General features: G+C 73.9%; 17 protein-coding genes. 8 read left to right on the plus strand and 9 right to left on the minus strand.

Translation table 11 applies throughout. The annotated features are described in order from the left end of the window. Nucleotides 1–8: 8 nt before the first annotated feature. The 8 genes from AC07FJ_RS17075 to AC07FJ_RS17110 all read right to left on the minus strand — a co-directional run bounded on the left by AC07FJ_RS17075 (nucleotide 9) and on the right by AC07FJ_RS17110 (nucleotide 7,259). Nucleotides 9–677: a DUF4360 domain-containing protein gene (locus AC07FJ_RS17075; protein ID WP_479049701.1), complete on the minus strand. Its 669-nt coding sequence runs from the start codon at nucleotides 675–677 to the stop codon at nucleotides 9–11. A 230-nt stretch (nucleotides 678–907) separates the two neighbouring features. After that, complete coding sequence (serC, locus tag AC07FJ_RS17080) at nucleotides 908–2,026, minus strand: phosphoserine transaminase (protein ID WP_361417665.1); 1,119 nt, start codon at nucleotides 2,024–2,026, stop codon at nucleotides 908–910. Nucleotides 2,027–2,117: 91 nt separating this feature from the next. Next, entirely contained in the window at nucleotides 2,118–3,401 is a 1,284-nt protein-coding gene (locus AC07FJ_RS17085; protein WP_479049703.1) for a cytochrome P450 family protein, read from the minus strand. Then, nucleotides 3,398–4,633 (minus strand): cytochrome P450, encoded by a 1,236-nt coding sequence (locus AC07FJ_RS17090; protein ID WP_479049705.1) that lies wholly within the window; start codon nucleotides 4,631–4,633, stop codon nucleotides 3,398–3,400. Before AC07FJ_RS17090 ends, AC07FJ_RS17085 begins: the two co-directional genes overlap by 4 nt. Further along, nucleotides 4,630–5,256: a GTP-binding protein gene (locus AC07FJ_RS17095; RefSeq protein ID WP_361417675.1), complete on the minus strand. Its 627-nt coding sequence runs from the start codon at nucleotides 5,254–5,256 to the stop codon at nucleotides 4,630–4,632. The genes AC07FJ_RS17090 and AC07FJ_RS17095 overlap by 4 nt, the downstream gene beginning before the upstream one ends. Next, on the minus strand, nucleotides 5,237–5,605 hold the full coding sequence (locus tag AC07FJ_RS17100; RefSeq protein WP_361417678.1) for a DUF742 domain-containing protein: 369 nt from the start codon (nucleotides 5,603–5,605) through the stop codon (nucleotides 5,237–5,239). The genes AC07FJ_RS17095 and AC07FJ_RS17100 overlap by 20 nt, the downstream gene beginning before the upstream one ends. Next, nucleotides 5,602–6,006 (minus strand): roadblock/LC7 domain-containing protein, encoded by a 405-nt coding sequence (locus AC07FJ_RS17105; RefSeq protein WP_361417681.1) that lies wholly within the window; start codon nucleotides 6,004–6,006, stop codon nucleotides 5,602–5,604. The genes AC07FJ_RS17100 and AC07FJ_RS17105 overlap by 4 nt, the downstream gene beginning before the upstream one ends. Beyond that, a complete protein-coding gene (locus tag AC07FJ_RS17110) occupies nucleotides 6,003–7,259 on the minus strand; it encodes a sensor histidine kinase (protein ID WP_479049707.1) in 1,257 nt (418 codons plus the stop codon). Before AC07FJ_RS17110 ends, AC07FJ_RS17105 begins: the two co-directional genes overlap by 4 nt. 168 nt (nucleotides 7,260–7,427) lie before the next feature. On the opposite strand from AC07FJ_RS17110, the gene AC07FJ_RS17115 reads away from it, so the two are divergent. Continuing rightward, entirely contained in the window at nucleotides 7,428–10,274 is a 2,847-nt protein-coding gene (locus AC07FJ_RS17115; RefSeq protein ID WP_479049709.1) for an FAD-binding and (Fe-S)-binding domain-containing protein, read from the plus strand. Between the two features lie 30 nt (nucleotides 10,275–10,304). Here AC07FJ_RS17115 and AC07FJ_RS17120 read toward each other — a convergent pair whose 3' ends face one another. Next, the gene (locus AC07FJ_RS17120; protein WP_479049711.1) at nucleotides 10,305–10,838 is read right to left on the minus strand and encodes a cysteine hydrolase family protein; all 534 of its coding nucleotides are present in this window, start codon (nucleotides 10,836–10,838) and stop codon (nucleotides 10,305–10,307) included. 62 nt (nucleotides 10,839–10,900) lie between these two features. Here AC07FJ_RS17120 and AC07FJ_RS17125 point away from each other — a divergent pair, with 62 nt between their 5' ends. The 7 genes from AC07FJ_RS17125 to AC07FJ_RS17155 all read left to right on the plus strand — a co-directional run bounded on the left by AC07FJ_RS17125 (nucleotide 10,901) and on the right by AC07FJ_RS17155 (nucleotide 19,611). Next, complete coding sequence (locus tag AC07FJ_RS17125; RefSeq protein WP_479049713.1) at nucleotides 10,901–11,335, plus strand: alpha/beta fold hydrolase; 435 nt, start codon at nucleotides 10,901–10,903, stop codon at nucleotides 11,333–11,335. A 141-nt stretch (nucleotides 11,336–11,476) separates the two neighbouring features. Next, the gene (locus AC07FJ_RS17130) at nucleotides 11,477–12,415 is read left to right on the plus strand and encodes an EamA family transporter (RefSeq protein WP_479049715.1); all 939 of its coding nucleotides are present in this window, start codon (nucleotides 11,477–11,479) and stop codon (nucleotides 12,413–12,415) included. A 103-nt stretch (nucleotides 12,416–12,518) separates the two neighbouring features. Next, the gene (locus tag AC07FJ_RS17135) at nucleotides 12,519–13,307 is read left to right on the plus strand and encodes a TIGR03084 family metal-binding protein (protein ID WP_479049717.1); all 789 of its coding nucleotides are present in this window, start codon (nucleotides 12,519–12,521) and stop codon (nucleotides 13,305–13,307) included. Next, nucleotides 13,304–14,980, plus strand: coding sequence for an acyclic terpene utilization AtuA family protein (locus AC07FJ_RS17140; RefSeq protein ID WP_479049719.1), 1,677 nt, complete (start codon nucleotides 13,304–13,306; stop codon nucleotides 14,978–14,980). The genes AC07FJ_RS17135 and AC07FJ_RS17140 overlap by 4 nt, the downstream gene beginning before the upstream one ends. After that, nucleotides 14,977–16,575, plus strand: a complete 1,599-nt coding sequence (locus AC07FJ_RS17145) for an acyl-CoA carboxylase subunit beta (protein WP_479049720.1) — start codon at nucleotides 14,977–14,979, stop codon at nucleotides 16,573–16,575. Before AC07FJ_RS17140 ends, AC07FJ_RS17145 begins: the two co-directional genes overlap by 4 nt. A 7-nt stretch (nucleotides 16,576–16,582) precedes the next feature. After that, nucleotides 16,583–18,481: an acetyl/propionyl/methylcrotonyl-CoA carboxylase subunit alpha gene (locus AC07FJ_RS17150; RefSeq protein ID WP_479049721.1), complete on the plus strand. Its 1,899-nt coding sequence runs from the start codon at nucleotides 16,583–16,585 to the stop codon at nucleotides 18,479–18,481. Beyond that, the gene (locus AC07FJ_RS17155; RefSeq protein WP_479049723.1) at nucleotides 18,478–19,611 is read left to right on the plus strand and encodes an acyl-CoA dehydrogenase family protein; all 1,134 of its coding nucleotides are present in this window, start codon (nucleotides 18,478–18,480) and stop codon (nucleotides 19,609–19,611) included. The genes AC07FJ_RS17150 and AC07FJ_RS17155 overlap by 4 nt, the downstream gene beginning before the upstream one ends. The last annotated feature ends 8 nt before the right edge of the window (nucleotides 19,612–19,619 follow it).

Below are 19,619 nucleotides of genomic sequence, written 5' to 3' on the forward strand. Positions count from 1 at the left end.
AGCCCGGCTTACCGCGGGCACTCCTTCCACGCCAGGTGGTAGACCGTCTTGATGTCGCCGTCCGTGGAGTCCATGGCGATGAAGCTGTTGGTCTTCGTCGGGTCCGAGGTGCCCGCGCTGACCCGCAGTTCGGTGTTGATGTTGAAGTTCCGCTTCTCGCCGCAGGGAGCCCAGACCAGCTGCGCCCAGTCGGTGGAGTCCGTGGCCTGCCAGTTGTCGGCGTACGGGCCCTTGTACGGGTGGGACTTGGCGACCGTGCTGGGCGAGCCCTGGAAGTAGTACGACGCCTTCTGGACCGCCGAGGCGCCCGCCGCGAGGCTGGCGTAGCCGCGGTAGTCGGCGCTGGCGACGGCGTAGGTGAAGCCCTGCGGGACGTGGACGACCAGGTTGAGCTGGCAGTTCTTGCGGAAGTCGGTCGGCTCGGCGCCCACGCCCACCTGGGCGAGGTAGTCGCTGTACGTGACGGTGAAGGCGGTGTTGTCGGGCGAGACGGCGACGGCGGCGGTGCCGAGCGGGCAGCCGGAGCCGTTGACGGTGGCGATCTCGATCACGATCTTGTCGGGCGGGGCGACGATGCCCCGGGTCGTGGCGGCGGAGGCGCCGGGGGAGACGGCCACGGACGCCAGTAAGGCCGCGGCCGCGCCGCCGACGGCGGTCGCTCGTGCTGCTCTGGACATGGTTCTCCGATCGGTTGCCTTCGGTCGAAGTGGGGGGTCCAACCGTGGATGGTGTGCGCATGCCAACCCGTTGTTCATTCGTAGCGGGTCTGCGCGTTACGGATGGTAGGGATGGGCCCCCGGGGCCGATAGAGCGGTTATCGGCCGCGTGGACACGCGGAAGGGCCCGGCGCGTTCCCGCGCCGGGCCCTCACACGCGTTCACACGCGTACGTCGTGCGTACCCGAGGATCAGAGCTTCTCGATGACGTAGTCGATGCACTTCGTCAGCGCCTCGACGTCCGACGGCTCGACGGCCGGGAACATCGCGATGCGCAGCTGGTTGCGGCCCAGCTTCCGGTACGGCTCGGTGTCCACGATGCCGTTGGCGCGCAGCGCCTTGGCGACCGCCGCCGCGTCGACCTCGTCCGAGAAGTCGATGGTGCCGATGACCTGCGAGCGCTTCGCCGGGTCGGAGACGAACGGAGCCGCGTACTTGGACTCCTCCGCCCAGCCGTAGAGCGTCCGCGAGGAGTCGGCGGTGCGGCGCACCGACCAGTCCAGGCCGCCCTGGCCGTTGATCCACTTCAGCTGCTCGTTGAGCAGGAAGAGGGTGGAGAGGGCCGGGGTGTTGTACGTCTGGTTCTTCAGCGAGTTGTCGATCGCGGTCGGCAGCGAGAAGAACTCCGGGACGTGGCGGCCCGACGCGTGCACCCGCTGCGCGCGCTCCAGCGCCGCCGGGGAGAACACGCCGATCCACAGGCCGCCGTCGGAGGCGAAGGACTTCTGCGGCGCGAAGTAGTAGACGTCCGATTCGGTGATGTCGACCGGCAGGCCGCCCGCGCCGGAGGTCGCGTCGACGAGGACCAGCGCGCCCTCGTCGGCGCCCTGGACGCGCTTGATCGGGGCGGCGACACCGGTGGAGGTCTCGTTGTGCGTGAACGCGTACACGTCGACGCCCGCCTCGGCCCGCGGCTCGGGGTGCGTACCCGGGTCGGAGGAGATCACGGTCGGCTCCTCCAGCCACGGCGCCAGCTTGGCCGCCTTCGCGAACTTGGAGGAGAACTCGCCGAAGGAGAGGTGCTGCGACTTCGACTCGATGAGCCCGTGGGTCGCGATGTCCCAGAAGGCGGTGGAGCCGCCGTTGCCCAGGATCACCTCGTACCCGTCGGGGAGCGAGAAGAGCGCGCGTACGCCTTCGCGGACTTCGCCGACCAGGTTCTTGACCGGGGCCTGACGGTGCGACGTACCGAGGAGGGACGTGCCGGTGGCGGCCAGGGCGTCCAGCGCCTCCGTACGCACCTTGGAGGGGCCCGCGCCGAAACGGCCGTCGGCGGGCTTGATGTCGGTGGGAATCTGGATCTCAGCCACGGCCGGAGCCTAACCGCTGACGGACACGGCGGAACGCCGTGTCCGTCGGGTGAGACACGAAAATGAGACGGGCGGACGGGCGGCCGGGGGCTCAGGCCAGCCGCACCGGCAGCTCGAAGAGGTCGTTCTGCGTGAGCACCGGCTTGTTGCGCAGGTCCGACGCCGGCACGGCGAGCGTCAGCTCCGGGAAGCGCTCGTACAGGGCGGGCAGCGCCACCCCCGCCTCCAGCCGGGACAGGGCGGCGCCGGGGCAGACGTGCGGGCCGTGCCCGAAGGAGATGTGCCGGATGGGGGAGCGAGTGACGTCGAAGACGCCCGCCGTGGGGCCGTGCTGCCGCTCGTCGCGTCCGATGGCCCCGTACGACACGATCAGCGCCTCGCCGGCGGGCAGGACGCGACCGCCGACCTCGACGTCCTCCGTCGCGAACCGGATCAGGACGTGCGAGGTGGGGGTGGAGAAGCGCAGCGTCTCCTCGATGACGGCGTCCCAGCCGACCTGACCGGAACGGACCAGTTCCCGCTGCTCCGGGTGGGTGGAGAGGTTCACCACGGCGTTGACGATGAGGGAGATCGTCGTCTCGTGGCCGGCCGCCACCATCAGCTGGAGCGTGGAGACGATCTCCTCGTCGTCAAGGTGGTCGCCGTCCTCCGATGCGGCGATCAGCGCGCTGGTGAGGTCGTCGCCCGGCTCGGCCCGGCGCGCGGCCACCACCTTCGCCATCATCCCGGCCAGCTCGCCGAGGGTCGCCACGACCTCCTCCGGCGGCGTCTGCGTCGAGAAGAACTTCTCGAAGAGGACCTTCAGCCGCGGGTGGTCCGCCGGATCGATGCCCATCAGGTCGCTGATGACGTACATGGGCAGCGGGTACGCGAACGCCGCCTTGAGGTCCACCGTCCCGCCCGGGTCGCCCGCGGCGATCCGGTCCAGCTCGTCCAGCAGGCCGTTCGTCAGCTCGGTGATCCGCTCCCGCATCCGCTCCACGCGGCGCGGCGTGAGCGCCTGCGCCACCAGGGCACGCAGCCGCCGGTGGTCCTCGCCGTCCACGGTGAGCATCGAACGGCCGGGGTTGGCCAGCCCGATCAGCGGCCAGTCCGGCGGTATCTCGCCGCGCCGCCAGGCGCCCCACACGTTGATGTCCTTGACGAGCCGCTTGTCGGTGAGGAGCTCGCGCGCCTCCGCGTGGTGCGTGACCGCCCACACGGGCACGCCGCCCGGCAGGACGACGCGGGCCAGCGGACCGGCGGCGCGCAGCCGGGCGCTCTCGCCGTCGAGGTCGGTGACGAACGGGTCGAGCGGGATGGGTTCTCCGACGGCCGGTTCTTCGACGGCCGGTTCTTCGACGGCCGGTTCGGTGACGGTCGGTTCGGCGGTCATGCGGTGCCTCCGAGGGCAGGGGTCGGGGTGAAGGTCACGGGCAGCTCGGTCAGGCCGCGCAGCCAGGGCGAGGGGCGCCGGGTCAGCGACTGCGCCGGTACGGCGAGGTCGAGGTCGGGCAGCCGGTCCAGCAGCACCTCGATCGCGGTACGGGCGATGACCTCGGCGATCTCCTGCGCCGGGAAGGGGCAGCGGTGCTCGCCGTGCCCGAAGGAGAAGTGCGCGGCGTTGCCGCCGGTGAGGGCGGAGTTGTCGATGTGCACCTGGGGGTCGGAGTTCGCGGCGGCCAGGCCCAGCAGCACCAGGTCCCCGGCCTTGATGTCGCGGCCGCCCAGGCGGGTGTCGCGGGAGGCCCACCGTCCGGCGACGTTCTGCGTCGGGGTGTCGGCCCACAGCACCTCGTTCATGGCCTCGGCGACGCTGTGCCGGCCGCCGGAGAGGGAGGCCGCGAACCGGTCGTCGGTCAGCATCAGGCGCAGCGAGTTGCCGATCCAGTCGGCGGTCGGCTGGTGCCCGGCCGCCATCATCACCATCAGGTCCTGCGCCATCTCCTCGGCCGTGAAGCCGGACGGGTCGGCCAGCATGCGCGACGCCACGTCGTCGCCGGGCGCCTCCCGCTTGGCGGCCAGCAGCGCGGACATCGCCCCGGCCAGGTGGCGCTGGCCCGCCAGGGCCCGCTCGCGGCCGTCGATCATGTCGTTGAGCGCGGTGACGAGACCGGGGCCCTGGTCGTCGGGCACGCCGTAGATCTTCACCAGGACGCGTACGGGCAGGAGCATGGCGTACCGGCCGATGAGCTCGGTCTCGCCCTTGCCGCAGAACGCGTCGATGAGGCCGTCGGCGTACTCCTCGGCGTACCGGCGCAGGGTGAAGGGGTCGACGGACTCCAGCGCGTGGCCGACCATCGCGGCGCGCTGCCGGTGGCGCTCGCCGACGGTGTAGAGGATGGACGGCTGGTCCCGGCCGATCATGGGCAGCAGGGGCCAGTCGCCGGGGACGCGGTCCCACTGGTTCCACAGGGCCGAGTCGCGGCTGAAGAGGACCGGGTCGCCGGTGACGCGGTGCAGCTCGCGGTAGTCGAGCACCAGCCAGGCCGGGATGTCGCCGTCGAGGAGGACCGGGGCGACGGCGCCGTGGTCGCGCCGCAGCTCGCGGTAGAGGCGGGCGGGGTCGGTCTGGAAGCGGGGCCCGGAGAGCGGAACCGGGGCGGGTGCGGGGGCGGGTGCGGTCATGGTCTGGATTCCCGGTGCAGGCTGCGGAGGTGCTCGACGAGGTTGATCAGGACGTACTTGCTGGAGGACCGGTCGCGGGCGTCGCACTCCACCAGCGGTACGTGGTCGGCGAGATCGAGCGCCTCGCGGATCTGCGCCTCGGTGTGGACGGGGCCGCCGAAGTCGTTGCAGGCGACGATGAACGGGGTGCCGTGGTGCTCCAGGCGGTCGATCGCGTACCAGGAGTCGGCGACGCGGCGGGTGTCGACCAGGACGACCGCGCCGAGGGTGCCGGAGAAGAGGCGGTCCCACAGGAACCAGAAACGCTCCTGACCGGGGGCGCCGAAGAGGTACAGGACGTTGCGGGCGTCGAGCGTGATGCGGCCGAAGTCGAACGCGACGGTGGTGGACCGCTTGGTGCCGACCGCGGTGACGTCGTCGACGGGCTCGCCCGCGCGTGTCATCGTCTCCTCGGTGTCGAGGGGCCGGATCTCGCTGACCGAGCGGACGAGGGTGGTCTTGCCGACACCGAGACCGCCGACGATGACGATCTTCAGACCGTTGTCGGCGGTGCTGGAGAGCGGTGCCCGTGGTGAGGCGTCGGGGGAAGCGTCGGCGGCGGCGTCAGAGGCTGCGTAGTCCAACGAGCACCTGCTCCAGGATGTCGGGGTCGGGGAGGACGTACGCGGACGGGTTCGTCGGCGTACGGGGGTGGCGGGCGCTGATCCGCCCCGTACCGAGCAGGTCGGCGAGGAGGATGCGGACGATGCTCACCGGCAGGCCCAGTTCGGCGGCGACCTCGACGACCGCCGTGGGGCGGCGGCACATGCGCAGGATGGCGGCGTGCTCGGACTGCATGCCGGGCACCGGATCGGACTCGGCGACGACGAGGGTCACCAGGTCGAACGGCGAGTCCGGCCCGGAGCGGGCGCGGCCTCCGGTGAGGGTGTACAGCCGGTCCGGCGACTCGTCCCGGTGGCCGCCCGGGCTCACGGGGTGCGGGGCTCGGCGCGCAGGTGCTCGCCGAGCTGTTCGACCAGTTCGCTCATGGCGTGCCCCACCAGGCCGACGTCGGCGTCCTCGGCGGCGACCACCGCGAGGTGTGCGCCCTCGCCCGCCTCGACGATGAGCAGGACGCCGCCGTGGAACTCCGCCATCGCGGACCGTACGCCGCCGCTCCCGTCGCCGAACTCGACGGAGGCGCCGTGCGACAGGGACTGGATGCCGGCGGCGATGGCGGCCAGCTGGTCGGCCCGGTCGACGGAGAGCTCGGGGGTACGGCACAGCTTGAGGCCGTCGCGGGACAGGACGAGGGCGTGGCGTGCGCCGGGGGTGCGCTCGAGGAGGCCCTCCAGCAGCCAGTTGAGCTTCTCGTCGGTGGTGGCGGTGGTCATTCGGGGGTGCCTTCCGTGGTCGTGCGTACCGCTTGGCGGAAGCTGTGGAAGCGGGTGGCGGCGGTCGCGTCGACCGGCCGGGTGGTGGTGGGCGGCCCGGCGGGTCCGGCGGGTCCGGCGGGTTCGGTGGCCGTCGGCGTGCGGTGCGCGGCGGCGAGGGTACGGCCGCGGCGGCGCTTGGGCAGGCCGCTCTCGCCGAGTTCGGGGGCGGCGGGCCCGGGCTCGGCCGGGGTCTCCGGCACCGGCTTCGGCGTCGGCGTCGACTCCGCCTCAGGCTTCGGGGTCGACTCCGGCTTCGGCTCCGGGACGCGTACGCGCGTGATCAGTTCCTGGGGGATCGTCACCACCACGCCGGTGCCGCCGCGCGCGGACGGCCGGAAGGAGACCGTCAGGCCGTGCTTGCGGGCGAGCCGGCCGACGACCGCGAGGCCGAGCCGCGTCCCGGACAGGGCGGTCAGGTCGGTGGGGTCGGTGGCGTGGTCCGCGCCGACGGCACGCTCGGCGCGGCGCAGCTGTGCCTCGCTCATCACCAGGCCGCTGTCCTCGACGGAGACGACGAGGCCGGTGGCGACCTCCTCGACGTACACGTGCACTTCGGCGGTGGGCGGCGAGAAGGTGGCGGCGTTGTCGAGGAGCTCGGCGAGGGCGTGCATCACGCCCTCCGCGGCGTGGCCGGCGATCGCCGCGTCCGTGGTGGAGTGCAGCCGTACGCGCTGGTAGCCGCCGATACGGCCCATGGCGCCGCGCAGGATGGACTCCATGACGATCGGTTTCGCCCAGCGGCGGCCCGAGCGGGCGCCGGTGAGGACGGCCACGGAGTCGGCGAGACGCCCGGCCTGCGCGGTGCGGTGGTCGAGGTGGAGGAGGTCGGCGAGGACGTCCTCGTCGGTGTGCCGGTGCTCCATCTCGCGCAGGTCGGCCAGCATGCTCGTGGCGAGGGCCTGCATGCGCCCGGCGGCGTTGGCGCAGGCGGCCACGGCGGCGGCGCGGTTCCGCTCGCTGCGCCGGGCCTCCGCGCGGGCCAGCTCGGTCTCCCGCCGGGCCTGCGCGGCGGCTTCGCGGGCGCCTTCCGCCTCCTCGCGGGCGCGTTCCACGGCCTCGCGGGCGCGGGCGGCCTCGGCGGCGAGCGCCGCGTTGTCCGTACGCAGCCGGCGGGTGGTGCCGAGGGCGTACGCGGCCGTCGTCAGCACGGCGGCCGCGGCCGGGCCCCACACCAGCGGAGCCCGTACGGAGCGGAGGGGGGAAAGGCGCACGTCGTCAGTCCTCGGGGCGGGGGCGGGATCCGGGGTGCCGGGGGTGCGGCAAATTTCTGGCCACTATAGGAGAGTTGACGATCAGTTGGGAAAGGTCGGATGAGGATTTCTTTCATGACTCATACGCTTGATGATCGCGGCCCTGCGGACGCGGGGGGATCCTGACCCATGACCGACCGGCACACCCGTCAGGCCCCGGCCGAGGTCGCGCGGGCCCTGCGCGCCGCCCTGCGCGGGGACGTGGACTTCGGGACCGCGGCCCGCGCGCTGCACACCATGGACGCGTCCAACTACCGCCGCGTCCCCGTCGGGGTCGTCGCGCCGCGCGACGCGGCGGACGTGGCCGCCGCGCTGGAGGTGTGCCGGGCGCACGGCGTGCCCGTCGTCCCGCGCGGTGCCGGGACGTCGATCGCGGGGCAGGCCACCGGGACCGGCGTGGTGCTGGACTTCACCCGGCACATGCGCTCCGTCCTCTCGGTGGACCCCGAGGCGCGGACGGCGGTGGTCCAGCCGGGCGTGGTCCTCGACGACCTGCGCGCGGCGGTCCGCCCGTACGGCCTGACCTTCGGGCCCGACCCCTCGACGCACAGCCGCTGCACCCTCGGCGGGATGATCGGGAACAACGCCTGCGGCTCCCACTCGGTGGCCTGGGGCACCACCGCCGACAACGTCCGCGCGCTGTCGGTCGTGACGTACGGCGGCGGCCCCGAACGGCGCCTGGGGCGCGGCTGGGACGGCGCGCCGGACGGGCTGGCGGAGCTGGTCGGCGGGCACCTGGCGGCCATCCGTACGGGCTTCCCGCCCGGGATGCCGCGCCGCATCTCCGGTTACGCCCTCGACGCCCTCCTCCCCGAGCGCGGCACCGACCTCGCCCGCGCCTTCTGCGGCAGCGAGGGCACCCTCGGGGTGGTGACCGAGGCGACCGTACGGCTGGTCGAGTCGCCGCCCGCGCGGGCGCTGGCCGTCCTCGGTTACGCCGACGAGGGCGCCGCCGCCGAAGCGGCGTCCGGACTGCTGCCGCACGGGCCGCTCACCGTCGAGGGCATGGCGGAGGACCTGGTCCGGGACCCGGCCGCGCGCGGAGCGCTGCCCCGGGGCGGCGCCTGGCTCTTCGTGGAGACGGGCGGCGCGACCCCGGCGGAGGCGTGGGCGCACGCCGAGGCGCTGGTGCGCGCCGCCGACGCCGTGGACGCCACCGTGGTCACCGACCCGGCCGCGCAGCGCGCCCTGTGGCGGGTGCGCGAGGACGCCGCCGGGACCGCCACCCGGACCTGGGGGTCCCCCCTGGACGGAGTCCTCGGGGGAGGCACCGAGGCGTGGCCCGGCTGGGAGGACTGCGCCGTCCCGCCCGCGCGCCTCGGCCCGTACCTGCGCGACTTCCGCGCGCTGCTCGCCGGCCACGGGCTGCGCGGCACGCCGTTCGGCCACTTCGGTGAGGGCTGCGTGCACGTGCGCATCGACTTCGACCTGGTGTCGGCGGAGGGCGTGCGGCGCTTCCGGCGGTTCTCGGAGGAGCTCGCCGACCTCGTCGTCGCCCACGGCGGGTCCCTCTCCGGCGAGCACGGCGACGGGCAGGCGCGCGCGGAGCTGCTGCCGAAGATGTACGGGGACGAACTGGTCGGCCTCTTCGGCCGGTTCAAGGACCTGTGGGACCCCGACGGCGGCATGAACCCGGGCATGCTCGCCCGGCCCGCCCGCCTCGACGAGAACCTCCGCTTCGACGTCCTGCCGCACGAGCCCGTGCCCGTGGCCTTCGGCTACCCGCACGACGGCGGGGACTTCGCCACCGCCGTACGCCGCTGCGTGGGCGTCGCCAAGTGCCGGGTGGCGGGGCCGAACCAGGGCGCGGGCGTGATGTGCCCTTCCTTCCGCGCGACCAGCGAGGAGCAGCACTCCACGCGCGGGCGCGCCCGGCTACTGCACGAGATGCTGGCGGGCGAGGTGGTGCGCGACGGCTGGCGGTCGACGGAGGTGCGCGAGGCGCTCGACCTGTGCCTGTCGTGCAAGGGCTGCCGGAGCGACTGCCCGGTGGGCGTCGACATGGCGACGTACAAGGCGGAGTTCCTGCACCACCACTACGCGGGACGGCTCCGCCCCGCCGCGCACTACGCGATGGGCGGGCTGCCGCAGTGGCTCCGCCTCGCCGCGCCCTTCGCCCGGGTCCTCAACGCCACCGCCCGCGTGCGGCCGCTGGCGGCGCTGGCCAAGCGGATGGCGGGCATCGCGCCGGAGCGTGACCTCCCGCGGCTGGCGCCCCGGACCTTGCGCGCCTGGTTCGCGCGCCACGGCGGTGCCACGGCCGGTGACCTGCTCCTGTGGCCCGACACCTTCACGGACCACCTCTCGCCGTCCGTGGGCCGCGCGGCCGTCGCGGTCCTGGACGCGGCGGGGCTGCGCCCGGCGCTCCCGCCCGGCCGGGTGTGCTGCGGCCTCACGTACGTCTCCACGGGCCGGCTCGACCGGGCCCGTACGGTGATGCGCCGCACCCTCGACACCATGGAGCCCGTCCTGGGCAGCCCCGTCGTCGTCCTCGAACCGAGCTGCGCCGCCGCCCTGCGGACCGACCTGCCGGAGCTGCTCCCCGACGACCCGCGCGCCCGCCGCCTGGCCGACTCCGTACGCACCTTCGCCCAGGCCCTGGAGGAGTTCGCGCCCGACTGGCGGCCCCCGCGCCTGGACCGCCCGGTCACCGGCCAGACCCACTGCCACCAGCACGCGGTCCTCGGCGACGCCGCCGAACGCCGCCTGCGCGAGCGCGCGGGCCTGACCGGCGACCTGGTGGGCGGCTGCTGCGGCCTCGCCGGCAACTTCGGCTTCGAGCGCGGCCACTACGCCGTCTCCGTCGCCTGCGCCGAGGACCAGCTCCTCCCCACCCTCCGCGCCGCCGCCCCCGGCACCGAGCTCCTCGCGGACGGCTTCTCCTGCCGCACCCAGCTGGACCAGCTGGCGGGGCGGCGGGGACGGCACCTGGCGGAGGTGCTGGCGGAGGGGCTGGGGATGGATGAACCGCGCTGACGTCAGGCTCGCTCTGCCGTGCCGCGAGGGTCAGTTCCCGCTGACCTTCGCGGTCACGAGGTCCGCGACCACGGCGGTGCCCGCGCCGAGCGCGGTGAGGCGGTCGAGTGCCTCGCGGTGCTGTGCCTCACTCACGCTGGCCGTGGCGTCGGAGACGACGACCACCCCGTAGCCCAGACGCAGCGCCGCCGCGGCGGTCGACGCGACACCGTGCGCGGTGGACAGTCCGGCGACCACGACGTCCGTGACGCCTTCGTCGCGCAGCTGGTCGTGGAGGTCGGTGCCCGCGAAGGCGTCGAGACCGTGCTTGGTCACCAGGTGCTCGCCGGTACGGGGTTCGAGACCGGGGACAAGCTGGTTGGCGGCGGCGCCGATGCCGCCGTCGGCGCCGTCCTCCCGTACGTACCGGACCAGCACGACGGACGAAGAGCCCGTGTGGGCGAAGTGCTCGCGCAGCCTTCGGCAGGCGTCGGCCACGACCTCACCGCCTACCGGCTGCCACGGCATGTCGACGATCCACCGCTGCAGATCAACCAGGACCAGTGCCGTGCGTGCGCGAGTCACTTTGTTCCCCCGGGACGGATGATCGGCGGCTCACGCACCCTACCAAGGGGAAAAGACCGCCAATGGAGAGGCGAATCGCGACACGGGACGGTCTGCGACTGTGGACGGAGACGACGTTCGGCAGCCGCAGCGATCCGGCGGTGCTGCTGGTGATGGGCGGCACGGCACCGGGCATCGTGTGGCTGGGCGAGCTGTGCCGGCTGATCGCCAAGGACGGGTACCAGGTGGTGCGTTACGACCACCGGGACACCGGCAAGTCGGGGAAGTCCGGCGACGAGTACGACCTGTCGACGCTCGCCGCGGACGCCGCCGACGTGATCGTCGGACTCGGACTCGGCCCGGCGCACGTGGCGGGTCAGTCCGTCGGCGGCATGGTGGCCCAGCTACTCGCGCTCGACCGGCCTGAACTCGTTCGGTCGCTGACGCTGCTGTCCAGTTCCCCGGATGCGAACGGTGACGTACGCCGCACGCGCACGGAACTCGGCGCCTCGGCCTGAGCCCCGGAAGGGCCTCGGGCGTTTCCGGCCACCGCTCGTTACGGTGGAACGCAGGGGCCTCTGGCCATTTCAGTGCAGTACTGTGGACTGAAGGTCCACTCCAATGCACCTATCGAAGAGGAAGAAGTCGAGGTTCTCCCGGTGAACGACACCGCACGCCCGGACGCGGCGGTCGCCGACGCGGCCGCCGTCGCGCTCCCCGAGGTCTCCGCCGCGCACCCCGAAGGGGGCCCCGGAAGGCGCGGCGCGCTCGGGCCGGTCGCGTTGGTGGTGGCCGGTGGGCTGTCCGTGCAGTTCGGGGCGGCCGTCGCCGTGCTGCTCATGCCGCGGGCCGGGGCGATCGGGGTCGTCACGCTGCGGCTGCTGCTCTCCGCCGTCGTGCTGCTGCTCGTCTGCCGGCCCCGGCTGCGCGGGTACCGGCGCGCCGACTGGGGCACCGTCGTCGCCTTCGGCGCCGCCATGGCCGCGATGAACGTCCTCTTCTACCTGTCCATCGACCGCATCCCGCTGGGCGCCGCCGTCACCCTGGAGGTGCTCGGGCCGCTCGTGCTGTCGGTGGTCGCCTCGCGGCGGCTGGTGAACGTCGTGTGGGCCGGGCTCGCGCTGGCCGGAGTGGTCCTGCTGAGCGGGGGCGGCTTCGACCGGCTGGACCCGCTGGGCGCGGTGTTCGCGCTGGCGGCGGGCGTCATGTGGGCCGCGTACATCCTCTTCAGCGCGCGCACCGGGCGGCGCTTCCCGCAGGCCGACGGGCTGGCGCTGGCCATGGCCGTGGGGGCGGTGCTGACGCTGCCGCTGGGCATCGCCGAGGCCGGGAGCAAGCTCCTCGTGCCGTCGACCATCGGCCTGGGCCTCGCCGTCGCGCTGATGTCGTCCGTCCTGCCGTACACCCTCGAACTCCTGGCGCTGCGCCGCCTGCCCGCGCCGACCTTCGCGATCCTGATGAGCCTGGAGCCGGCGATCGCCGCCACCGCCGGGTTCCTGGTGCTGAGCCAGGCGATGTCGCTCGTTGACGCGATGGCCATCGCGCTCGTCATCGCGGCGAGCATGGGGTCCGTCCGCTCGCGGGCGGCGAAGAAGTAGCGCAAGAAAGTAAAGCAAGCACGCTTGCTTGTTTCTCCGGGCGCTGTCATGCTCCGGGGCACGCACCGCGTTTTCCGTGCCCGTGTCCCGGAGGGAGCGCCCCGTGTCCCACGCCTTGCTGGACGACCTGCGTGACGAGAGCGAGGAGCTCGACCGGCTGGTCGCGCCCCTGGAACCGGACCGGTGGGCCACGCCCACCCCCGCGCCCCGCTGGACCGTCGCCCACCAGATCGCCCACCTCGCGTGGACCGACGCCGCGGCGCTGCTCGCCGTCACCGCCCCGGAGGCGTTCGCGGCGCATGTGGAAGAGGCGCTCAAGGCGCCCGACACCTTCGTCGACGACGGGGCGGAGGAGGGGGCGGCCGGACCCCCTCACGAACTGCTGGTCCGCTGGCGGGAGGGGCGCGAGCGCCTCCAGCACGCCCTGCGCACCGCGCCCCCCGGCGCCCGCTTCCCCTGGTACGGGCCGCCCATGAGCGCCGGGTCCATGGCCACCGCCCGCCTGATGGAGACCTGGGCCCACGGCCAGGACGTCGCCGACGCCCTCGGAGCCGTACGGGAACCGACCGCGCGCCTGCGCCATGTCGCCTGGATCGGCGTGCGCGCCCGGGACTACGCCTACGCCGTCCGCGGCCTGACCCCGCCCGCCGAGCCCTTCCGGGTGGAGCTCACCGCACCGGACGGCACGGAGCTGTGGACGTACGGGCCCGAGGACGCCGGCCAGCGCGTGACCGGGCCCGCCCTGGACTTCTGCCTGCTGGTCACCCAGCGGGCCCACCGCGACGACGTGGCCGTACGGGCCGAGGGCACCGAGGCCGACCGCTGGCTCGGCATCGCGCAGGCCTTCGCCGGACCGGCCGGGACCGGCCGCGAGCCCCGGAAGACGGCATGAGCGTGCTGCGGATCGGGAACGCCTCCGGCTTCTACGGCGACCGCTTCGACGCCGTACGCGAGATGCTCACCGGCGGCGAGCTGGACGTCCTCACCGGTGACTACCTCGCCGAGCTGACCATGCTCATCCTCGCCCGCGACCGCATGAAGGATCCGGCGCTCGGATACGCCAAGACCTTCCTGCGCCAGATGGAGGAGGGCCTCGGCCTCGCCCACGAGCGCGGCGTGAAGATCGTGACCAACGCCGGCGGCCTCAACCCGGCGTCCCTCGCCGACGCCCTGCGCGCCCTCGCCGCCCGGCTCGGTCTGCCCGGGGTGCGGGTCGCGCACGTCGAGGGCGACCGGCTGCCCGCACCGCGCGACGGCGTCCTCGCGGCGCACGCGTACCTCGGCGGGGGCGGCATCGCGGCGTGCCTGCGCGGCGGCGCGGACGTCGTCGTGACCGGCCGGGTCACGGACGCGGCGCTCGTCAGCGGACCCGCCGCCTGGTGGTTCGGCTGGGGCCCCGAGGACTACGACCGGCTCGCGGGCGCGGTGGTCGCCGGGCACGTCCTGGAGTGCGGGACCCAGGCGACGGGCGGCAACTACGCCTTCTTCGCCCACCATGACGTACGGCACCCCGGGTTTCCCCTCGCCGAGCTCCACGAGGACGGCACCGCCGTCATCACCAAGCACGACCGCACGGGCGGTTTCGTGGACGTCGGCACCGTCACCGCGCAGCTGCTCTACGAGACGGCGGGCGCCCGGTACGCGGGCCCCGACGTGACGGCCCGGCTGGACACCGTGCGCCTCGCGCCGGACGGACCGGACCGGGTCCGGATCTCCGGCGTACGGGGCGAGCCGCCGCCCCCGGCGCTCAAGGTCGGACTGAACCGGCTCGGCGGCTGGCGCAACGAGGTCGTGTTCGTGCTCACGGGCCTCGACATCGTGGCCAAGGCCCGGCTCGTGCGCGCCCAGGTCGAGGACGCGCTCCCCGTGAAACCGGCCGAGGTGCGCTGGGAGCTGGCCCGGACCGACCGGGAGGACGCCGACACCGAGGAGACGGCCAGCGCCCTGCTGCGGCTCGTCGTCCGCGACCGCGACGCCGACGTCGTGGGACGGGCGGTCAGCGGCGCGGCGGTCGAGCTGGCGCTCGGCAGCTACCCCGGCTTCCACGTGACCGCGCCCCCCGGCAAGGGCACCCCGTACGGCGTCTTCGAGGCGGAGTACGTCGACGCGGGCACGGTCCCGCACACCGCCGTGCTGCCGGACGGGCACCACGAGGTCGTCCCGGCCCCCGTACGCACCCATCCCCTGGAGCCCGTCCCGGAACCGCCCCTGCCCGAGCCCCTGCCGCCCGGACCCGTACGGCGCGCGCCGCTCGGGCTGGTCGCCGGGGCCCGCAGCGGCGACAAGGGCGGCGACGCCAACGTGGGCGTCTGGGCGCCGACGGACGAGGCGTGGCGCTGGCTCGCCCACGAGCTGACCGCCGACCGGTTCCGCGACCTGATCCCGGAGGCACGCGACCTGCCCGTCGTCCGGCACGTCCTGCCGAACCTGCGCGCGCTGAACTTCGTCGTCACCGGCCTGCTGGGCGAGGGCGTCGCCGCCCAGGCCCGCTTCGACCCCCAGGCCAAGGGCCTCGGCGAATGGCTGCGCGCCCGCCACCTCGACATCCCGGAGGCCCTGCTGTGACCGTGCTCCCCTCGCGCCTGGACACCGCCGGGCCCGACTACGCCGCGTACCGCGAGGCCATGCTCGCCAAGCTGGCCGAACTCGACGCCGAGCACGCCAAGGCGCTCGCGGGCGGCGGCCCCACGTACGTCGCACGCCACCGCGCGCGGGGCAAGCTGCTCGCCCGCGAGCGGATCGAGCTGCTCCTCGACCCCGGGGCACCGTTCCTCGAACTGTCGCCGCTCGCCGCCTGGGGCAGCGACCACACCGTCGGCGCGTCGATCGTCACCGGCATCGGCGTCGTCGAGGGCGTCGAGTGCCTGATCACCGCCAACGACCCGACCGTGCGCGGCGGCGCGTCCAACCCCTGGACGCTGAAGAAGGCCCTGCGTGCCAACGAGATCGCGCACGCCAACCGGCTGCCGTGCATCGCGCTCGTGGAGTCCGGCGGCGCCGACCTGCCCTCCCAGAAGGAGATCTTCATCCCGGGCGGGGCGCTCTTCCGGGACATCACGCGCCTGTCCGCCGCCGGGATCCCGACCGTCGCCGTCGTCTTCGGCAACTCGACGGCGGGCGGCGCCTACGTGCCCGGCATGTCCGACCACACCGTCATGATCAAGGAGCGGTCGAAGGTCTTCCTCGGCGGGCCGCCGCTGGTGAAGATGGCCACCGGCGAGGAGAGCGACGACGAGTCCCTCGGCGGCGCCGAGATGCACGCCCGCGTGTCGGGCCTCGCCGACCACTACGCCGTCGACGAGCCGGACGCCCTCCGCCAGGCCCGCCGGATCGTCGCCCGCCTCAACCACCGCAAGGCGCACCCCGATCCCGGCCCGGCCGAGCCGCCGAAGTACGACTCGGAGGAGCTCCTCGGCATCGTGCCGGGGGACCTGAAGACCCCCTTCGACCCGCGCGAGGTCATCGCCCGGATCGTCGACGGCTCCGACTTCGACGAGTTCAAGCCGCTGTACGGGCCCTCGCTCACCACCGGCTGGGCCACGCTGCACGGCTATCCGGTCGGCATCCTCGCCAACGCCCAGGGCGTGCTGTTCTCCGCCGAGTCCCAGAAGGCGGCCCAGTTCATCCAGCTGGCCAACCAGCGGGACATCCCGCTGCTGTTCCTGCACAACACCACCGGCTACATGGTCGGCAGGGAGTACGAGCAGGGCGGCATCATCAAGCACGGCGCGATGATGATCAACGCGGTGTCCAACTCGCGCGTCCCGCACCTCTCCGTGCTCATGGGCGCCTCGTACGGCGCCGGGCACTACGGCATGTGCGGCCGCGCCTACGACCCCCGGTTCCTGTTCGCCTGGCCCAGCGCCAAGTCCGCCGTCATGGGCCCGCAGCAGCTCGCCGGCGTCCTGTCGATCGTCGCCCGCGCGTCGGCGGCGGCCAAGGGGCAGCCGTACGACGACGAGGGCGACGCCGCGCTGCGCGCCATGGTCGAGCAGCAGATCGAGGCGGAGTCGCTGCCGCTGTTCCTGTCGGGGCGGCTGTACGACGACGGGGTCATCGACCCGCGCGACACGCGCACCGTCCTCGGCCTGTGCCTGTCGGCGATCCACACCGCCCCGGTCGAAGGCGCGCACGGCGGCTTCGGCGTCTTCCGGATGTGAGGCCCTGATGATTACTTCCGTCCTTGTGGCGAACCGCGCGGAGATCGCCTGCCGCGTCTTCCGCACCTGCCGCTCGCTCGGCGTCGACACGGTGGCGGTGTACGCGGACCCGGACGCGTCCGCCCTGCACGTACGGGAGGCCGACACGGCCGTACGGCTGCCGGGAGCGGCACCCGCCGACACCTACCTGCGCGGCGACCTGATCGTGCAGGCCGCCCTCGCGGCGGGCGCGGACGCCGTCCACCCCGGGTACGGCTTCCTGTCCGAGAACGCCGACTTCGCGCGTGCGGTGCTGGACGCCGGTCTCACGTGGGTGGGCCCGCCGCCCAAGGCGATCGAGACGATGGCGTCCAAGACGCGCGCCAAGGAGCTGATGGCGGCGGCGGGCGTCCCGCTGCTGGACCCGGTCGACCCGGCGACGGCCGCCCCCGAGGACCTGCCACTCCTGCTCAAGGCGGCGGCGGGCGGCGGCGGCCGGGGCATGCGGGTCGTCCGGGACCTGGCCGCGCTCCCCGGCGAGCTGGCGGCGGCCACCGCCGAGGCCCGTTCGGCGTTCGGCGACGGCGAGGTGTTCGCTGAGCCGTACGTCGAGCGGGGCCGCCACGTCGAGGTGCAGATCCTCGCCGACACCCACGGCACCGTGTGGGCGCTCGGCACCCGCGACTGCTCGCTCCAGCGGCGGCACCAGAAGGTCGTTGAGGAGGCCCCGGCGCCGGGCCTGGGCCCGGAGCTGCGCGAGACGCTGGACACCTCGGCGGTGGCGGCGGCACGGGCGGTGGGGTACGCGGGCGCGGGCACGGTCGAGTTCCTGGTCTCCGGCGACCGGGCGTACTTCCTGGAGATGAACACCCGCCTCCAGGTCGAACACCCCGTCACGGAAGCCGTCTTCGGCCTCGACCTGGTCGCCCTCCAGCTCCGGATCGCGGAGGGCGGAGCGCTCCCTCCCGAGCCCCCCGCCCCCTCGGGCCACGCGGTGGAGGCCCGCCTCTACGCCGAGGACCCGGCCCGCGCGTGGGCCCCGCAGACGGGCGCCTTGCACGCGCTGGACCTCCCGGCGGGGGACGGGCTCCGCGTGGACGCCGGATACGCCGCCGGGGACGCCGTCGGCGTCCACTACGACGCCATGCTGGCCAAGGTGATCGCCCACGCGCCCACCCGGCAGGAGGCGATCCGCAAGCTGGCCCACGCCCTGGCGCGCGCCCGCGTGCACGGGCCGGTCACCAACCGGGAGCTGCTGGTGCGGTCGCTGCGGCATCCGGACTTCCTGGCGGGGCGGCTCGACACCGGGTTCTACGAGCGGCACCTGCCCGGACTCACCGCCCCCGAGCCCGGGGAGGCCGAGGCGGCCGTGGCCGCCGCCCTCGCGGAGGCCGCACGCCACTCCGGGCGCTTCGGCGCCTTCCGCAACGTGCCGTCGCAGCCGCAGACCGCCCGCTACGGCGACCACGAGATCCGCTACCGCCCCACCCGCGACGGCCGGTTCACCGTCGAGTCCCACCCGCACACACGCGTGGTGGACGTGTCGCCCGACCACGTCCGCCTCGACGTGGCCGGCGTCGTCCGGCGCTTCGAGGTCGCCGCGTACGGCGACGGCACCGTGTACGCGGGGCCGTTCCGGCTCACCGCACCTCCCCGCTTCACCGACCCCGCCGAGCGCGCCGCGCCCGGCTCGCTGCTCGCGCCCATGCCAGGCACCGTCGTCCGGGTTGCCGACGTGGAGCCCGGGGACCGGGTCGAGGCGGGGCAGCCGCTCGTCTGGCTGGAGGCCATGAAGATGGAGCACAGGATCGCCGCTCCCGCCTCCGGCACGCTCACCGCGCTCCACGCCGTCCCCGGCCACCAGGTCGAGGTCGGTGCCCTGCTCGCCGTCGTACAGGACGTGGACGTACAGGAGGAACAGACATGACCGGAGTCGTCGAGACCGACGAACAGCAAGCCCTGCGCGCCGCCGTCGCCGCCCTCGGGCGGCGCCACGGGCGCGAGCACGACCGCGAGGCCCTGTGGGCGGAGGCCGGCAAGCTCGGCTACCTGGGCGTCAACCTGCCCGAGGAGTACGGCGGCGGGGGCGGCGGCATGGCCGAGCTGTCCATCGTCCTGGAGGAGCTGGGCGCGGCGGGCTGCCCGCTGCTGATGATGGTGGTGTCCCCGGCGATCTGCGGCACGGTCATCGCCCGCTTCGGCACCGACGAGCAGAAGCGGCGCTGGCTGCCGGGCCTCGCCGACGGCAGCCGCACCATGGCCTTCGGCATCACCGAGCCGGACGCGGGCTCCAACTCCCACCGGATCACCACCACCGCGCGCCGCGACGGCGACGACTGGGTGCTGACCGGCCGCAAGGTGTTCATCTCCGGTGTCGACATCGCCGACGCGACGCTGATCGTGGGCCGCACGGAGGACGCCCGCACGGGGAAACTCAAGCCGTGCCTGTTCGTCGTCCCGCGCGACATCCCCGGCTTCGGCCGCCGCCCCATCGACATGGAACTGCACGCCCACGAAAAGCAGTTCGAGCTGACGCTGGACGACGTACGGCTCCCGGCGGACGCGCTCGTGGGTGACGAAGACGCGGGGCTGCTCCAGCTCTTCGCCGGGCTCAACCCCGAGCGCATCATGACGGCCGCCTTCGCCGTCGGCATGGGCCGTTACGCGGTCGCGCGGGCCGTCGCGTACGCCAAGGAGCGCCAGGTGTGGAAGGCACCGATCGGCGCCCACCAGGCCATCGCGCACCCCCTCGCCCAGGTCCACATCGAACTGGAGCTGGCCCGCCTGATGATGCAGCGGGCCGCCCACCTGTACGACGCGGGCGACGACATCGGCGCGGGCGAGGCCGCCAACATGGCCAAGTACGCGGCGGCCGAGGCGTGCGTGCGGGCCGTCGACCAGTCCGTGCACACCCTCGGCGGAAACGGCCTCACACGCGAGTTCGGCCTCGCCTCGCTCATCACCGCCTCGCGCGTGGCACGGATAGCCCCCGTCAGCCGGGAAATGATTCTGAACTACGTGTCCCACCAGACGCTCGGACTGCCCAAGTCGTACTGATCACCGAC

Source organism: Streptomyces sp. NPDC045998 (assembly GCF_056430285.1).